Genomic DNA, 16,538 nt, shown 5'->3' with positions numbered 1-16,538 from the left:
TTACAGTGTGTGATTGAGCGTCAAAGAGAGTCGATTCTCTTCATAACTCTGCCCAGATTGATTAGAACTACGATCTGTAAAGCTGTAGTTTAGTCTGAGATTGGTTTTGGGTCCGAGTTCTTGATTGATACCGGCGCTTAATCGCCAGGTATCTGATTGTGTGGATGCCGTACCCTTCTCTTCTGATTCGCTCCAGTTCAGTCCCAAATCACCCGAGATTTTACCTGAAAGTTGACGATTAATTGATGCGCCAAGACCATACTGCGAAACTTCACGACTTGAATCTTGGTAGGTTTGCTCAGAAATATTGCCATTTAAGGATAGGGTGGTTCGTCTTCCCTTTAACGAATAGCCGACCGTTAACTGATCATTTACAAATGTGCTATTACCAATAGTTGATATATTCTGCGCTAGCAGAAACGGATCTCCCGTAACAGGATTGATGATGGGTTGTCCAAATTGATCCACTACCTGAAATACAACTTGATCGCTAAGTAGCGTAGTGGAGTCCGTCAAATCCTGTGAATAAGACGCTGTGAGTGTTGACCGTCTACCTGTATGGGTAAAACTGAATCGTTTCGTACTACCAAAGAAGCGATCCCCAAAACCAAAATCAAATACCGTTCTTGGATTAGGCGTCCATACAGCCCCTATGTCCCAACGTGATCCATCCCGGTTGGTGGATACTGAGTTGAAATCATTGGACTCTGTTCCAATAGAACCCGTCACACGCCAGCGCCTATTTAATTGGTATCCCAGATCAAAATCAGCAGAGCTGAGTTCACTGACCTGCCCCTGTTCATTATCGGTTACCTTATTACTGGCATTCACACCCCAAGAAAAGAGTTTAAAATCAGGTCCACTCGTTATGGAAAGGTTAACCGTTTCGCTGCTGGTATCACCCACGCTTCCTTCGCTATGATTGAGATCATTATAGGTATAACGAAGCTCAGTATCGGCCAGACCTTTAAACCTGCTCTTCAGGTAAGGGCTAATTTTATAGCTATAGGTGGTGGTTTTGTTACCACGATTATTCAGATTACCACTGCCAGATACCGCAAGCGGTTCAATCGCATTTTGTGTAGCCGTTGCATTAAGATCAATAAAGGCTACCCTTTCAAAAAGCTCCGCCTTAGCATCCGCCTGAAGCCTGGGATTAACTGAATCATTGCCGCCACCCTGGCCATTGAACTCTGCTGCCGCTGTTAAATCAACGGTTGCACGAGCCCCTTTGCCATGAAGCGAAATGCTGGGTGTGAGCGTTGGCGTAAGATCACTCTCTTTACCAGTAGTGACCAAATTCACATTATCTGTATAGACTGCACTGGCGTTTATGCTTGCAGTACTGTTCCATTCAGCAGCTAAAGCTGAGAAAGAAAACAGTGTTAAACCAGACAAACTAATTACTCTGGTTATAGGATACGATCTCCCCGATATGATCATCCCATTCAGCCTCTATTCGTTACCTGTGCGTTCACGACCATAGCCATAGCCATAGCCGTAGCCATAGCCGTATGCACCCTTACCCTGTTTTTTAGATTTATTCAGGACGAGTCCAATAATTTTATCTTCGCCTAGACGACTCAGCGCTTCCGTTACTTTATTCTGTGGTGTCTGATTCTCTGCGACAACGAAAACTATCTGCCCCATAAGACTGGCAAGCACACCGGCCTCGGTAGTATATAGTAGGGGGGGAGAATCAAATACAATCACCCGATCGGGATACCGTTGAGCCAACTCCTCCATCAATTGCTGCATGCTTTCACTTGCTAGCAACTCCGTAGAACGTTCGTGGGGATGTCCAGCAGGCAAAATTCTTAAATTAGGAATATTGGTATGTAACAAGACATCACTGATCTGTGTTCCTTTATTCATTAGTAGATCAATTAGACCAGGCACATCATCGGCTATACCTAGCATTGCCGCAGCAGAGGCTTTAGCCACATCAGCATCGACAAGAAGCACCGTCTTATCCTGTTCCATCGCAATACTGATCGCGAGATTAATCGCCGTAAAGGTTTTACCTTCACCAGGTTCAGCACTGGTGACCATGATCAAGTTTGGATTATTAGCACCTGCTGAGACCTGACCGGCAATATTCATCAGCAATGGCCGTTTAATAATTCGGTTCTCTTCTGCAATGCCGCTTCTTGGTTTATCGGGTGTTACCATTCCTTGCGCATCGAGACGCGCCAAAGGTAACTCCATATAATGCCTGGGTTTGCTTGAAGCCCCACTCTTGTTAGCTGTGGAGGCAGCAACCGCTTCGACTTTATCAATATTGGCATTGAAGTCGGAAGCGTGGCTTTTCTCCATTACAGAAGGGCTTTTCAAGCCATCACTAATGGACTTGCTTCCTTCAGCATTAAGCTTTTCTACAGCCTTCTCAATAATGCTCATAAAATCTTTGCTCTAAGACTCTGCAATTTATCTACCAGGTCAATCCCCAAGTCCTGCATCAAACTGACACCGATAAAAGCCGTTGCTAACAATAAGATCATTGAAAAGAACATGGCCCCTGCCATCCGCTCTTTTCGAGTCTGCATTGCGGACGTTATTAGTGTAACCGAGCCAAGCACCGGCAAACCTGTTATACGATTGAGAGCACCACGAGAATAAAAAACGGGCCGAATGATTGAAATCAAAAGAGCCAATCCAATACCAGCGCCTAAGCCCGCAACAAAAACAACCGCATTCAGCAGCAGTTTATTCGGCTCTGTAGGTTTCAAGGGAACAAAAGGTGGATCAATCACACGAAACTTGACTTCAGAGGCATCCTGCTCTGCTTTTTCGGATAGATGTGCAGACTCTCTCCGGGATAGTAGCTGTTGATGCTGTTCTGAAACAGCTTGGTAATCTCGATTGAGTTGTTGCAACTCAGCCTCAATCAAAGGTATTTGATCTACTTTACCTTCGATCTCTTCTACCCGCTTCTTATATTCGGCCGCCCTGACACGAAGCTCCGCTGCCCGGGCCTCTGACTCAGCAAGCATGCTGCGCATCTGTTGATAAACAGGACTGGATTGTAGACCTTGTTGCGGAGAGGCCATCTGAGCTTCTGAACGCGTTGCCAACTCCTCTTCACGCTCTTTTTCGAGATCAGCAATGATAGCTTTCAGTTCAATAACATCAGGATGTTTATCGGTGTATTTCAGCAGGAGATCATCCATGCGAGTTTGTAAGTTCTGTATCCTTTGATCCAACTTTGATTCGACCCCAAACTCTTCAGTCCCGCTCGGTATAAATACGGGCTCTTCACCCGCTAGTTGCCGCTTGAGTTCGTTTCGTCTATTTTCTGCCTCGCGCAACTCAAGCTCAGCTCCACTCAGCAGCCCCCGCGCCATCTCCAGACGCTGATAGTAGCCACCCTGCTCACCCGGCATTGTGCCAACATAGCGACGTTTGAAATCAGCTAAGCGGCCTTCCGCCTCAGCAAGTCTCACTTCATACTCGGCAATTTGTTTGTCCAAGAATTCTTGGGCGCCTGCGCTGTCCTTTCGCTTATCACCCAGCGTACTCTCGATAAAGATAGAGATAAGGGACTGCACTACCCGTTGAGCGATCAATCGATCAGAGTGGGTATAGGAAATGGAATAGAGTGAAGCGTTTCTACTATCGCCAGACAGGCCGACATTATCACGTAACTCGGTGATTATTCCTTCTTTATCTGAATCATTTCTGACTTTCAGATCAAGATCGACCATCCGCATCAACTTTTCCATGTTGGGGCGGCTTAAGAGGGTCTTACTCATGAGTGCAACGCGTTGCCCAACGTCTGGCTGGATCGCAAGACCTCTCAATAGCGGACGCAAAACACTATTCGAATCTACATGCAGACGCGCTGTTGCCATAAATTTATCGGGCAACTGGGCAACAAACACCCATCCGGCAATAGCCACCACCCAAGCAGCAATAAGCGCTACCCAGCGGTAGCGCCATATGCCAGACAAATACTCATATAACTGTTCAAGTAGCTCTTGCATTATTCCCTGCTACACCCATAAAACGGGTGGACCATCGTTCATCCAATGATTGGGGTTTCAATATTCAACAACAAACGACTACTAAAACCATGCTTCAGGAATAATCATGATATCCCCAGGCATCAAAGCCAGGTTGGCAGAAATATCACCTTCCTTAATCAGGTCTTCAAGTCTGACATTATAGACTTGCTGCTCGCCATTCTGATTACGAATCAGAACAGACTTGTTTCCGTCAGCAAACTCTGTCAGACCACCGACGGCAACCATAAGATCAAGCAGCGTCATGTGTTTTCTGAACGGTACCGATAGTGGCTCTGCCGCTTCACCCACAACCCGAACTTGTTGTGATGGAATACCAACAAAACTATCCACAATTACGGTTACAACAGCATTTTTAACGTACTCAGAATAGGCCTTCTCAACGTCACGCGCTAACTGGGTAGGCGTCTTTCCGCTGGCCTCGATATCTTCCACCAAACGGGTGGTGATCTTGCCATCTGGGCGCACCGGTACGGTTACTGTCAGTTCAGTGTTACCCCAGACAAAGATATTCAGGCTATCGCCAGGACCGATGAGATAATCAAAATCTTGTTCAGCCTGAACCTGGTCACCTGTAACCTGCGGATATTTTGATGCGCACCCTGTAAGTAACACTATCAAGGACAGCAAAATGCATTGAAGTAGTATCCGACGCGCTGTAAGTAGTTTGTAGATAGGCACGAGCATGTTCTCCCTACGCTATGTGTTTCTCTGTGATAAATCGAGTATTAAAACACCCTTACTTGGATAAGGGACAAAGAACCTATTTTCTTGTAACCAATTTGTACACTGTGACTGATACCACGGTCTCTAACACTTAATTTTTCACTCATAACCTGAAGTTAAGAAGCCAACTTACTGGGTATATTGATAAATTAGACCCCAATACTACCTTACAGAACCGTGTTGAGCCAATACTTAAGAGTAAAATCCTATCATGAGAAGCCTCATTCAGAATACACAAACGAAAAAATAGAGGATTTGGCCGCTTTCATACCCTGATAAAGGCATTATCTTATTGTTTATACATGGATTTAATTACTACTTTATTGATTTTTTTCCTACCCACTTGGTATGAACTTCCCGGGAAGAATTGCCGTTTGATCTACAATTGTTCATATGACACCGGTTTTTGGATTGCTATTTTGTATCGATTTAATTCTGGATCGTTTCAGATGTATGCAAGGTAGGTACAGTGATGAACCTGGATGAAGCGATAAAGTCACCCTGTGTGCGTATGTGTACCCTCGATGATGACGACATCTGCATCGGCTGTGGCCGCTCGCTTGAAGAGATTAAACAGTGGAACGCTTATACCCCGTTCGAACGGACGGAAAAGCTGGTTATCTGTCGACAAAGAAGATATCAGCGACGAATCAAATACCGACCAATGTTGAGTTGAGCACCCAAGAGTAACAAGGGCGGTTTATTCGGTCGAATCCAGCACACCATCAATATAGCGATCCCGAGCCTGTTTTGCCCGGGTGAAGATCTCCAATAACGCCTCACCATCGCCCCGCTCAATGGTCTGAGCTAGTTCCTGCATCTCGTTCAGGTAATGCGACATCATTTTCCCCAACGCCCGACGGTTGGCAACGCAGACATCACGCCACATCACCGGGTTGCTCGATGCAATACGCGTAAAATCACGAAAGCCACCGGCCGCATAGCGGAAAATCTCATCATTCTCTTTCATCTGCGCCAGCGTATCGACCAGCCCAAAGGCGAGCATATGGGGCAAATGGGATGTTGCTGCGAGTACCTCATCGTGGTGTTCGACGCTCATCAGTGTTATCTCGCCCCCACACGCCTGCCACATTGCCTGCACCCGAGCCAGCGCATCATCCGCAGTCTCAGCCGTTGGGGTCAGGATAATCCGGCGGTTCTGATAGAGCTCCGCGAATGAGGCCTCTACCCCACTATTTTCAGTCCCTGCGATAGGATGACCCGCCACCAGATTGGATAGGACCTCACCAAACACTTCGCGACAATCATCAATGACACTGAATTTTGCACTACCCCCATCGGTGATCACAGCATCAGCCGAGAGATGCCCTTTCATGGCTGCAAATGTCTCCCGCATAGCCCCGAGTGGCACGGCAAGGAAGATCATGTCTGCCCCACGGATCGCCTCACCCACATCGTGGCTATAACGATCAACCACTCCCAGCTCAACGGCCTTATCAAGATTCTCCTTGCCACGTCCACAGCCCACAATTTCGCCTACCGCGCCCGCATTACGCAGGGCCCGCGCCAGCGATCCACCGATCAATCCAACGCCGATGATTGCCAGCCGTCGAATCATCATCCTGCTAATGCCTGTTTCAGTGCAGCCAGCACACGACTGTTCTGATTTTCAAGTCCAACAGTGATACGCAGATGGTTGGGTAGCCCGTAATTGGCTACCGGTCGGGTGATGCAGCCCGCACGCAGCAGGGCCTGATCAATCTCTGCAGCCGAACGACCCAGATCCACTGTCACGAAGTTGCCTACTGAAGGAATATACTCCAGACCCATGGCTTCAAATGCACTGGTCAGCTGCGCCATACCCTGCCGATTTGTTTCTACGGAACGCTGGATAAAGGTCTGGTCATCCAGTGCAGCCAATGCTGCCGCCAAGGCCATGCTATTGACATTAAACGGCTGTCTGACCCGGTTCAGCAGATCAGTAATATCAGGATGAGCCAAGCCATAGCCAACCCGTAGGGAGGCCAGTCCATAACTCTTGGAGAAGGTACGGGTAACAATCAGGTTAGGATATTTATCCAGCCAAAGACTGGCATCGGGATAGTCCGCTTCATCCACATATTCGATATAAGCCTCATCCACAACCACAATGACATTGCCCGGTACTGCCGCAATAAAACCTTCCAGCTCCTCACTATTGAGCCAGGTACCGGTTGGGTTGTTGGGATTGGCGATCCAGACCACACGGGTCTTCTCACCTACCCGGTTGAGCATCTCTTCCAGGTCATGACCATAATCTTTCGCAGGCACGATATTCAGTGTGGCCCCAACCGCCTGACTGCTGATCGGATACACCGCAAAGGCATACTGGGAAAAGAGTGATTCATAACCCGGTGCCAGGAACACTCGAGCAATCATATCCAGGACATCATTAGAACCATTGCCCAGGGTAATGCAATTGGGTGCAACGTTGTGTTTGGCAGCCAACGCCGTCCGCAAGGCCACGCCCCCCCCATCAGGATAGAGCGCCACATCTGCAAGTTCAGCCTGGATGGCGGCCTTGGCTAACTCACTGCAGCCAAGTGGGTTTTCATTGGACGCCAGCTTTACCGAATCGGTAATCCCAAGCTCACGTTCCAATTCAGAGATCGGCTTACCTGGAACGTAGGGCTTCAGATTGGTCACCCCAGGTACAGCTATGTCAAGAAACTGGTTCGGTTTATCAGTCATGATGGATTACCTTGGCTATTAAAGTACGGCGTTTGGATATGAGCCCAATACCTTGAGCAGCCTGGATTCATTCTCCAGAGCGGCGATGGCTTTCTGAACAGTCGGGTTATCCCGATGCCCATTGATATCAATAAAGAACAGATAATCCCAGTTGCCCTGTCTGGAAGGGCGTGATTCGATTCGGGACATACTGATGCCATGCTCTGCCAACGGTGTCAGTAACGCGCTGAGTCCACCCGCCACATTACGTGTGGCACACATCAAGGTGGTTTTATCTTCGCCACTGGGTGAGGCCTTCTGGCGTCCAACCACCAGAAAACGGGTGGTGTTGTCCGGCTCATCCTCTATATTCCGTGCTAATCCCTTCAGCTGATAAAGCTCTGCCGCCATTTCACCCGCAATCGCCGCACTGCCACTCTCTTTTCCTGCCAGTCGCGCCGCTTCGGCATTACTGCCGACGGTGATCTGTTCAGCGTGAGGCAGATTGCGATCCAGCCAGAGCCGGCACTGGGCCAAGGATTGCTGATGAGAGTAGACCCGCTTGATTGATGCCAGATCAGACTCTTGACTCAACAGGTGGTGATGGATACGCATCATCACCTCACCACATATGGAGAGCGAGGAAGAGATGAACATGTCCAGGGTATGGTTGATTACGCCCTCGGTTGAGTTCTCGACGGGTACCACGCCATAGTGGGCATTGCCCGATTCCACTTCACGAAAGATATCTGGAATGGCGTGCATCGGTACGGTTTCAACAGAGTGACCAAAGTGCTTCAGTGCTGCCGCCTGGGTAAAGGTTCCAGCTGGGCCAAGAAAGGCGACGCGCATCGGCAACTCAAGGGCAAGACAGGCCGACATGATTTCACGAAACAGGCGCGCCATCTCCTCGCTGCCCATCGGGCCGGTATTGCGTGCCTTGATGGTCCTAAGAATGGCGGCTTCACGTTCCGGACGATAAAAAAAGGCATCCTTATCTTCCGAAAGCTTAATCTGGGCCACCTCTTGAGCGGCGGCGGCTCGCTGATTGATCAACTCCTGGATCTGATTATCCAGTCCATCAATACGCGCTCTGATTTGATCAAGTTTATCCGAGTCACTCATAATTCTCAGGCCAAGTACGGAACATTTGTAGCGTTCCAATTTAAAAGGGGGCATTCTACCTCATGGCGATTCAACCGACGAGCGCCCTTTCTTAGCTTAATAGACGCTATATTAAGTGCCTCCAACTAAAATCGGCTGAACACCGAGCCTAATCAGGTGTTCAGCCGATAGTCCACTGGATTATTCAGAGCAACCCATGCAGCGCACAGAGAGTACACCCTTTATATTCTCAATGCGTTGTAATGTCGCCTCATCCGGTGCCGCATCGACATCAATCAAGGTAACCGCCACATCGTTTCTGGATTTATTCAACATATCGATGATATTCAGACCACCCTCCGCCAGATCCGTGGAGATTTGACCCAACATATTAGGCACATTGGAATTCACTACAGCAATGCGATGCCCGCCGTTTCGTGGCAGATTAATCTCTGGGAAATTGACAGAGTTGGTGATATTGCCATCTTCCAGATAACTGCGTACCTGGTCAGCAACCATCACTGCACAGTTCTCTTCTGCTTCTGCTGTGGATGCACCCAAGTGCGGCAGAGTGATGCAACGGGGATGATCTTTCAGCAGGTTACTGGGGAAATCACAGATGTAGGCATACAGTTTACCGCTGTCGAGGGCAGCTACTGCAGCCTCATCATCAATAATGCCGGAACGGGCAAAATTCAGCAGTACACTGTTCTTTTTCATGCACTTGAGACGCTCTGCGTTGATCATGTGCTTGGTTGATTCAATCAGTGGTACATGGAAGGTAATGAAGTCACAGCGTGAAACCAGGTCATCCACACTCAAGGCCTGCTTGATATCCGATGAGAGCTGCCAGGCACTTCTGACAGTAATGGTTGGATCGTAACCGATGACATTCATACCCAGAGCATGGGCCGCATTGGCCACCCTGACACCGATCGCACCCAGGCCAATCACACCCAGGGTACGTCCGGGCAATTCAAAACCGACGAAATTCTTTTTGCCCGCCTCAACCGCTTTATTGATCTCGGCATCTTCGCCACTTAATCCTTTAGAAAAGGCCCAGGCCTGGCCAATATTGCGTGCTGCCATCAGCATGCCTGCCAAAACCAATTCTTTTACTGCATTGGAATTGGCACCAGGGGCATTGAACACCACCACACCCTGTTCGGTCATACGATCGACAGGGATATTATTGACCCCCGCGCCAGCACGCCCAATCGCCTTCACCGTCTTGGGGATCTCCATTTCGTGCATTTTGTAGGAGCGCAGCAGAATGGCATCCGGGTGAGTAATCTCCGAAGCAATTTCAAAACTGTCTCGGGGTAGCCGATCCAATCCAGCCACGGAAATGTTATTCAAGGTCAATATTTTGTGCATAGATGTTCTCCCTCTTTTTTATATTTTAATAAGGGAACGCAGCACATCTGGAGATTAAACAAAGAGTACCGGGGAGAATAACCTCCCCGGTATCGGGTTGCTGAGGGCGGTACGATTTATCGCTAAAAAAGCGCAACAAAATAGATTATAAATAATTCGTAATTCATTGTTTTTAATAAATTACGCGTATTATTTTATTACATCAAAACCACCCTATCTCTATCTATCCCACGTCCCTGAATAATCAGCCGTTACGCTTTTCGAAATCAGCCATGAAATCGATCAGGGCCTGCACGCCAGCCTCCGGCATGGCGTTATAGATGCTGGCACGCATACCACCGACAGAGCGATGTCCCTTCAGCGTCACAAGACCGGCCTCTTTCGCATCAGCCAGGAACTTCGCGTCCAGTTCTGCGTCCGCCAAGGTAAAGGGCACATTCATCCAGGAGCGGCAATTCACCTCAACCGGATTATTGTAGAAATCTGAGGCGTCAATTGCGGCATACAACGCAGCAGATTTGCGTTGATTGATCTCAGCCATCCCGGCAAGTCCACCTTTACTCTTCAACCACTGGAACACCAGGCCGGCCAGATACCAACCGTAGGTCGGTGGTGTGTTATACATGGACTCGCCTTCCGACTGTATCTGGTAATCAAACATGGCCGGTGTGCCGGCAATGGTCTCACCAATCAGATCTTCACGGACAATCACCACCGTCAAACCAGCAGGGCCGATGTTTTTCTGGGCACCCGCATAGATCACACCATACTTGGATACATCGACTGGACGGGAAAGGATAGTAGAGGAGAAATCTCCTACCAAGGGTACGTCACCACTTTCTGGCAGATAGGGGAACTCGATACCCTGAATAGTTTCATTTGGGGTGTAGTGCAGATAGGCCGCATCAGCATTGAGCTGTAGCGAATCGGCAGCAGGAACGGTAAATTGTCCCGCAGGTGTTTCACCTACCACATTGACATTACAGTATTTTTTCGCCTCAGAGATGGCTTTTTTAGACCAGGAGCCGGTATTGATATAATCGGCACTGCTCTTGCCCCGTAGCAGGTTCATCGGGACCATTGAGAACTGACTGGAGGCACCGCCCTGGAGAAACAGCACTTTGTAATTGGCAGGCACTGCCATCAGCTCACGCAGATCAGCTTCAGCCTGCGCTGCGATAGACATAAACTCTTTGCCACGATGGCTCATCTCCATGACGGACATACCGCAACCGTGCCAATCGACCATCTCTTCCTGGGCCTGCTTCAGTACCTCTTCCGGCAGGGCCGCTGGCCCAGCGCTGAAATTGTAGACTCGTGACATCATTAACTCTCCAGCTCTCTATTTTATAAAACGAGGAGTGTTACTCCTCGGTAGATTCAGTATCCCTATCGGCGGCGTCATCAGCGAGATCGACCTCAGAATCATCATCGTCACCCTCAAGCGACTCAATGCGCTCGATTTTGACCAGCTTCTCCTTCTTGGAGAGACGAATCATGGTGACGCCCTGGGTATCACGCCCCATAACTGATACATCGGAAATAGGGGTACGTACCAACGTGCCACCATCGGTAATCAGCATCACCTCATCGCCTTCATCCACCAGCACCGCACCTACCTGCTCACCATTGCGGGCAGACGCCTTGATGGAGATCACACCCATACCACCACGACCCCGTAACGGGAACTGTTCAACCGGGGTGCGCTTACCATAGCCATTTTCGGTCACAGTGAGTACCGTCTTACCCGACTCAGCAATCATCAATGAGATCACCTGCTGGCCTTCAGCCAGTTTCACACCACGTACACCACAGGCGGTACGTCCCATCGGGCGCACCTGAGATTCGTTAAAGCGAATCGCCTTGCTGGCCGAGGTAAACAGCATGATATCCTGCTGGCCATCCGTTACTGCAACACCGATCAACTGATCATCTTCCCGCAGATCCACAGCAATAATGCCACTGGCGCGTTGTCGCGAGAAATTAATCAACGGTGTCTTCTTCACGGTACCTGAACTGGTCGCCATGAAGATGTATTTATCTTCGGAATACTCACGAATAGGCAAAACGGCGTTGATCCGCTCATCTTTTTCCAGTGGTAGAAGATTGACAATCGGCTTGCCGCGGGCATTTCGACCGGCCTGCGGCAGTTCATAGACCTTCATCCAGTAGACCCGCCCCCGACTTGAGAAGCAGAGAATCGTATCGTGGGTATTGGCCACAAACAGCTGATCAACAAAATCTTCGTCTTTGGTACTGGTGGCTGTCTTGCCTTTTCCGCCACGCCGTTGAGCTTGATAGATATCCAGCGTCTGGGCTTTGGCGTATCCGGCATGCGAAAGCGTAACAACCACGTCCTCTTCCGTTATCAGATCTTCCAACGTGAGATCCAGTCGGGTGGTGATAATCTCAGTACGACGCTCATCACCATATTGATCGCGTATGGCAATCAGCTCATCACGAATCACCTGCATCAATCGATCAGGGCTAGATAAAATATCAAGTAAATCTTTAATTTTATCTATTATCTCACTGTATTCGTTTAATATTTTATCCTGCTCAAGACCTGTCAATCGATGCAAACGCAGATCAAGAATTGCCTGGGCCTGAGTCTCGGTCAGGCGGTAACCCTGCTCACCGAGTCCAAACTCTGCGGCCAGTTCCTGGGGACGTGAAGCGTTGGAACCGGCCCGCTCCAACATCGCTTCGACAGCACCCGACTTCCAATGACGTTCGAGCAAACCGCGCTTGGCATCGGCCGGGCTGGCCGCTTCGCGGATCATCTTGATCACTTCATCGATATTGGCCAGCGCAACGGCAAGACCTTCCAACACATGGGCGCGATCTCTCGCCTTGCGTAGTTCAAACAGGGTCCGGCGGGTGACCACCTCACGACGATGGCGGATGAAGTACTCCAGCATCTGCTTCAGATTGAGCAGGCGTGGTTGACCATCCACCAGGGAGACCATATTGATGCCGAATACATTCTGCATCTGGGTGTGCTGATAGAGGTTGTTCAATATCACCTCGGCCACTTCACCGCGACGCAATTCAATCACCATACGCATGCCATCCTTATCGGACTCATCACGTAGTTCGGTAATACCCTCTATGCGCTTCTCTTTGACCAGTTCGGCAATCTTTTCCAGCAGGCGGGCCTTGTTGACCTGGTACGGTAGCTCATGAACCACGATGGTCTGCTTACCGGTCTTTTCGTTGGTCTCAATTTCGGTGCGCGCCCGCACATAGATGCGGCCACGACCCGTGTGGTAGGCCTCATGGATGCCTCGAGCACCATTAATAATGGCTGCCGTGGGAAAATCGGGTCCTGGAATATATTCCATCAGCCCATCAATGGTGATACTCGGATCATCAATCAGCGCAATACAGCCGTTGACGGTCTCTGTCAGATTATGCGGCGGAATATTCGTCGCCATGCCCACCGCAATACCGGTGGAACCATTGACTAGCAGATTAGGGGTCCTGGCTGGCAATACCGCCGGCTCATGCTCCGATTCATCATAGTTGGCGGTGAAATCAACGGTCTCTTTATCGAGATCGTCCAACATGCTGTGGGCGATTCGAGCCATGCGTACTTCGGTGTAACGCATCGCAGCCGGCGCATCGCCGTCCACAGAACCGAAGTTACCCTGACCATCGACCAGCATATAGCGCATGGAGAAAGGCTGGGCCATACGTACGATGGTGTCATAAACAGCGGTATCACCGTGCGGGTGATACTTACCAATGACATCACCCACCACACGGGCAGATTTCTTATAGGGTTTATTCCAGTCATTTCCCAGCACGCTCATGGCGTAAAGCACACGCCGATGGACGGGTTTCAGTCCGTCACGTACATCAGGGAGGGCGCGTCCGACGATAACGCTCATGGCATAATCGAGATAGGACGCCTGCATCTCATCTTCGAGATTGACCGGGAGGACTTCTTTGGCAAAATCGGTCATAAGCGGTTCATTAACCCTGTCTTTTAAGACAACTTTCTTTCTAATTTGGGACAACCCAGGCCAAGATATTCATAGACCTGACTCGCGGCTTTTCTAAGCCGCTTATAATAACACATTCCGGGAAGGTACTACCTGAAAAAAAAGCCGCTGAAAACGGCATTTTGCGGCTCTCAGCTTAAACGCCCATCAATTCAGCCATCTTTTTACTATTTGGCGATAATACAACCCCACGTTCGGTGACGATCGCATCAACCAAAGCCGCTGGCGTCACATCAAATACAGGATTCCAGGCATCAACACCCGGCGCCGCGATCTGGCGGCCATGCCATTTGAGCACTTCGGCAGAATCTCTGAATTCAATAGGAATGTCAGCGCCAGAGGCTGCCGACATGTCAATCGTGGAGGTCGGTGCCGCTACCATGACCTTCACACCATGGAATTTTGCCGCCACCGCTAAATTGTAAGTGCCGATCTTGTTCGCCACATCACCATTGGCTGCAATGCGATCAGAGCCCACGATAATCCAACCAATTCCCCCTCGCGCCATTCGACTGGCTGCTGCACCATCCGTCAAAAGCGTGACAGGAATACTGTCTTGAGCCAATTCCCAGGCCGTCAATCGGGATCCCTGCATCCAGGGGCGCGTCTCATCGGCATAGACCCTTTCGATTTTATTGGCGGCATGGGCACTGCGAATCACACCCAATGCGGTGCCATAGCCTCCCGTGGCCAACGCACCGGCGTTGCAATGGGTAATGACAGAGGTATTGCCTTCAATCAGGGCAGCACCCAATGCCCCCATTGCTTTGTTAGCTGCGATATCTTGCTGATGAATCAGCATCGCTTCCTGCAAAAGTCGTGGTTCTGGATTTTCCTCACCCATTGATGCAATCAGTTGCTTCATTCGCGACAAGGCCCAGAAAAGATTCACCGCCGTCGGGCGTGATGCAGCCAGAATATCCAGCTCATCCTGAATCAGTTCACGCCAGTTTTCAGTTGATGCCTTGAAAGCGGAGCGTGCTGCCAGCACCACACCAAATGCGGCCGTTATGCCAATGGCAGGCGCACCGCGTACTACCATATCGCGGATTGCATCAGCGGTAGCGGTTGCCGTCTGTAACTCGATATAACCCTCTTGTGTAGGCAAAATTCGCTGGTCCAGCAGATAGAGTCGATCATGTTCCCAGACAATGGCTTTATCAGGATTCGCGCGAATCGTGAGCGGTTGTGCTTCCATCTTGTTTAAACCCATGGCAAATTCGGTTTATTCTAACCGATTAAGCCCGACAGGCGCACACCAAACGGACAGACACTTGATAATTGATACACTCATATTTGCTCGATGGATTATTCCGGTCATTCCTGAGCAGCAGGTCCTCATTGATCACGCCCTGGCCGTCCAGGGAGGTAAAATCCTGGAGATACTGCCCGCCGACCAGGCCCGTGCAAAGTATCAACCCAAGAGCGTACATGAGCTCCCACGGCATGCGCTGATACCCGGGCTGATCAATGCCCACACCCATGCCAGCATGAGTTTGATGCGCGGCTTGGCAGATGACCTGCCACTGATGACTTGGCTTAACGAGCACATCTGGCCTACGGAAGGACGCTGGATCAACGAAGAATTCATTGCCGATGGCACTCGCCTGGCCATCGCAGAGATGATCCGAGGTGGCACCACCTGCTTTAACGACATGTACTTCTTCCCAGAGGTCACCGGCAAGGTCTGTGCCGCAGCCGGCATGCGAGCCGTTGTCGGCCTGATCACTATTGACTTTCCCTCAGCCTGGGCCAATAACGCCGATGAGTACATCAGCCGAGGACTGGAGGTACATGATCAGTTTCGCAGTCACAGCCTGATCAGCACCGCCTTTGCACCCCATGCCCCCTATACCGTGTCCGACGCCCCATTTAAACGCATTCGGGTACTGGCTGATGAATTGGAGATCCCTATACACATGCATGTGCATGAAACCAAAGATGAGATTAGCCAGGGGATAAGTCACTACGGTAACCGGCCGATTGAACGGCTCCAACAGCTGGGACTCCTCTCCCCCGCCCTAACCGCCGTACACATGACCCAGCTTGAACCGGAAGAGATCGAACTTTTCGCCAGCAGTGGAGCCAGTGTGGTTCATTGTCCTGAATCCAATCTGAAATTGGCCTCAGGCTTCTGCCCAGTGGCAACGCTCCATCAGGCAGGCATTAATATCGCCCTTGGAACCGACGGCGCGGCCAGTAATAATGATCTCGATATGTTCAGTGAGATGCACACTGCCGCACTGCTTGCCAAAGGTATCGCCAATGACGCGAGTGCCATACCGGCACACACAGCCCTACGCATGGCGACAATCAATGGTGCCATTGCATTAGGCATTGCCGATAAGACAGGCTCACTGGAAGCGGGTAAGGCCGCCGATCTCACGGCGGTCAATCTGGGAGGTCTGGAGACACAACCGATCTATCATCCGATATCCCAGCTCGTCTATGCCACCGGCAGAGAGAAAGTAACGGATGTGTGGATCGCCGGAAAGCAGGTTCTCCACGGTGGCCGCCTTACCACGCTCGACAGCCAGGAGATCATCCAGCAGGCCCAGATCTGGCAGGAGCGTATCGCTGAATTTGAATAATTATCTATCTGTATATCTGTATTAAAGGGGAATATAGGTGA

Annotated in this window: 13 protein-coding genes; 2 read left to right on the top strand and 11 right to left on the bottom strand. The window is 50.0% G+C overall.

What is annotated here, in order from left to right:
• The 4 genes from FHP88_RS11915 to FHP88_RS11900 all read right to left on the bottom strand — a co-directional run bounded on the left by FHP88_RS11915 (position 1) and on the right by FHP88_RS11900 (position 4,703).
• Positions 1-1,398, bottom strand: coding sequence for a TIGR03016 family PEP-CTERM system-associated outer membrane protein (locus FHP88_RS11915; protein ID WP_186297697.1), 1,398 nt, complete (start codon positions 1,396-1,398; stop codon positions 1-3).
• Positions 1,399-1,455: 57 nt separating this feature from the next.
• Entirely contained in the window at positions 1,456-2,400 is a 945-nt protein-coding gene (locus FHP88_RS11910; RefSeq protein WP_144359292.1) for an XrtA-associated tyrosine autokinase, read from the bottom strand.
• Entirely contained in the window at positions 2,397-3,983 is a 1,587-nt protein-coding gene (locus tag FHP88_RS11905) for an XrtA system polysaccharide chain length determinant (RefSeq protein ID WP_144359291.1), read from the bottom strand. Before FHP88_RS11905 ends, FHP88_RS11910 begins: the two co-directional genes overlap by 4 nt.
• Before the next feature lie 81 nt (positions 3,984-4,064).
• The gene (locus FHP88_RS11900) at positions 4,065-4,703 is read right to left on the bottom strand and encodes an XrtA/PEP-CTERM system exopolysaccharide export protein (RefSeq protein ID WP_260843271.1); all 639 of its coding nucleotides are present in this window, start codon (positions 4,701-4,703) and stop codon (positions 4,065-4,067) included.
• A gap of 517 nt (positions 4,704-5,220) precedes the next feature.
• Here FHP88_RS11900 and FHP88_RS11895 point away from each other — a divergent pair.
• Complete coding sequence (locus FHP88_RS11895) at positions 5,221-5,424, top strand: DUF1289 domain-containing protein (protein ID WP_144359335.1); 204 nt, start codon at positions 5,221-5,223, stop codon at positions 5,422-5,424.
• A 24-nt stretch (positions 5,425-5,448) separates the two neighbouring features.
• Here the strand turns inward: FHP88_RS11895 and FHP88_RS11890 are convergent, their stop codons facing one another.
• From FHP88_RS11890 to mtnA, 7 genes are all read right to left on the bottom strand, one after another.
• Positions 5,449-6,327 (bottom strand): prephenate dehydrogenase, encoded by an 879-nt coding sequence (locus FHP88_RS11890; RefSeq protein ID WP_144359334.1) that lies wholly within the window; start codon positions 6,325-6,327, stop codon positions 5,449-5,451.
• Positions 6,327-7,439, bottom strand: coding sequence for a histidinol-phosphate transaminase (gene hisC / locus FHP88_RS11885; RefSeq protein WP_144359289.1), 1,113 nt, complete (start codon positions 7,437-7,439; stop codon positions 6,327-6,329). The genes FHP88_RS11890 and hisC overlap by 1 nt, the downstream gene beginning before the upstream one ends.
• 18 nt (positions 7,440-7,457) lie before the next feature.
• Complete coding sequence (pheA, locus tag FHP88_RS11880; protein WP_144359288.1) at positions 7,458-8,543, bottom strand: prephenate dehydratase; 1,086 nt, start codon at positions 8,541-8,543, stop codon at positions 7,458-7,460.
• Positions 8,544-8,723: 180 nt separating this feature from the next.
• A complete protein-coding gene (locus tag FHP88_RS11875; protein WP_144359287.1) occupies positions 8,724-9,899 on the bottom strand; it encodes a phosphoglycerate dehydrogenase in 1,176 nt (391 codons plus the stop codon).
• A gap of 244 nt (positions 9,900-10,143) precedes the next feature.
• On the bottom strand, positions 10,144-11,223 hold the full coding sequence (gene serC, locus FHP88_RS11870; protein WP_144359333.1) for a 3-phosphoserine/phosphohydroxythreonine transaminase: 1,080 nt from the start codon (positions 11,221-11,223) through the stop codon (positions 10,144-10,146).
• 40 nt (positions 11,224-11,263) lie between these two features.
• Positions 11,264-13,867, bottom strand: a complete 2,604-nt coding sequence (gyrA, locus tag FHP88_RS11865) for a DNA gyrase subunit A (protein WP_144359286.1) — start codon at positions 13,865-13,867, stop codon at positions 11,264-11,266.
• A gap of 175 nt (positions 13,868-14,042) precedes the next feature.
• Complete coding sequence (mtnA, locus tag FHP88_RS11860) at positions 14,043-15,119, bottom strand: S-methyl-5-thioribose-1-phosphate isomerase (RefSeq protein WP_260843270.1); 1,077 nt, start codon at positions 15,117-15,119, stop codon at positions 14,043-14,045.
• 61 nt (positions 15,120-15,180) lie between these two features.
• On the opposite strand from mtnA, the gene FHP88_RS11855 reads away from it, so the two are divergent.
• Complete coding sequence (locus tag FHP88_RS11855; RefSeq protein WP_260843269.1) at positions 15,181-16,497, top strand: TRZ/ATZ family hydrolase; 1,317 nt, start codon at positions 15,181-15,183, stop codon at positions 16,495-16,497.
• Positions 16,498-16,538 lie beyond the last annotated feature (41 nt).

It is taken from the genome of Sedimenticola selenatireducens, from assembly GCF_007625115.1.
GTDB lineage: Bacteria > Pseudomonadota > Gammaproteobacteria > Chromatiales > Chromatiaceae > Sedimenticola > Sedimenticola selenatireducens_A.
The sequence above is the reverse complement of the archived record's forward strand: the minus strand, read 5'-3'. Positions and strand labels throughout refer to the sequence as shown.

Bases quoted from the DNA above. Each gene is read 5' to 3' on its own strand.
- serC (WP_144359333.1), bottom strand. From the start codon at position 11,223: ATGTCACGAGTCTACAATTTCAGCGCTGGGCCAGCGGCCCTGCCGGAA.
- FHP88_RS11905 (WP_144359291.1), bottom strand. From the start codon at position 3,983: ATGCAAGAGCTACTTGAACAGTTATATGAGTATTTGTCTGGCATATGG.
- FHP88_RS11895 (WP_144359335.1), top strand. From the start codon at position 5,221: ATGAACCTGGATGAAGCGATAAAGTCACCCTGTGTGCGTATGTGTACC.
- hisC (WP_144359289.1), bottom strand. From the start codon at position 7,439: ATGACTGATAAACCGAACCAGTTTCTTGACATAGCTGTACCTGGGGTG.
- mtnA (WP_260843270.1), bottom strand. From the start codon at position 15,119: ATGGGTTTAAACAAGATGGAAGCACAACCGCTCACGATTCGCGCGAAT.
- pheA (WP_144359288.1), bottom strand. From the start codon at position 8,543: ATGAGTGACTCGGATAAACTTGATCAAATCAGAGCGCGTATTGATGGA.
- FHP88_RS11910 (WP_144359292.1), bottom strand. From the start codon at position 2,400: ATGAGCATTATTGAGAAGGCTGTAGAAAAGCTTAATGCTGAAGGAAGC.
- FHP88_RS11875 (WP_144359287.1), bottom strand. From the start codon at position 9,899: ATGCACAAAATATTGACCTTGAATAACATTTCCGTGGCTGGATTGGAT.
- FHP88_RS11890 (WP_144359334.1), bottom strand. From the start codon at position 6,327: ATGATTCGACGGCTGGCAATCATCGGCGTTGGATTGATCGGTGGATCG.
- gyrA (WP_144359286.1), bottom strand. From the start codon at position 13,867: ATGACCGATTTTGCCAAAGAAGTCCTCCCGGTCAATCTCGAAGATGAG.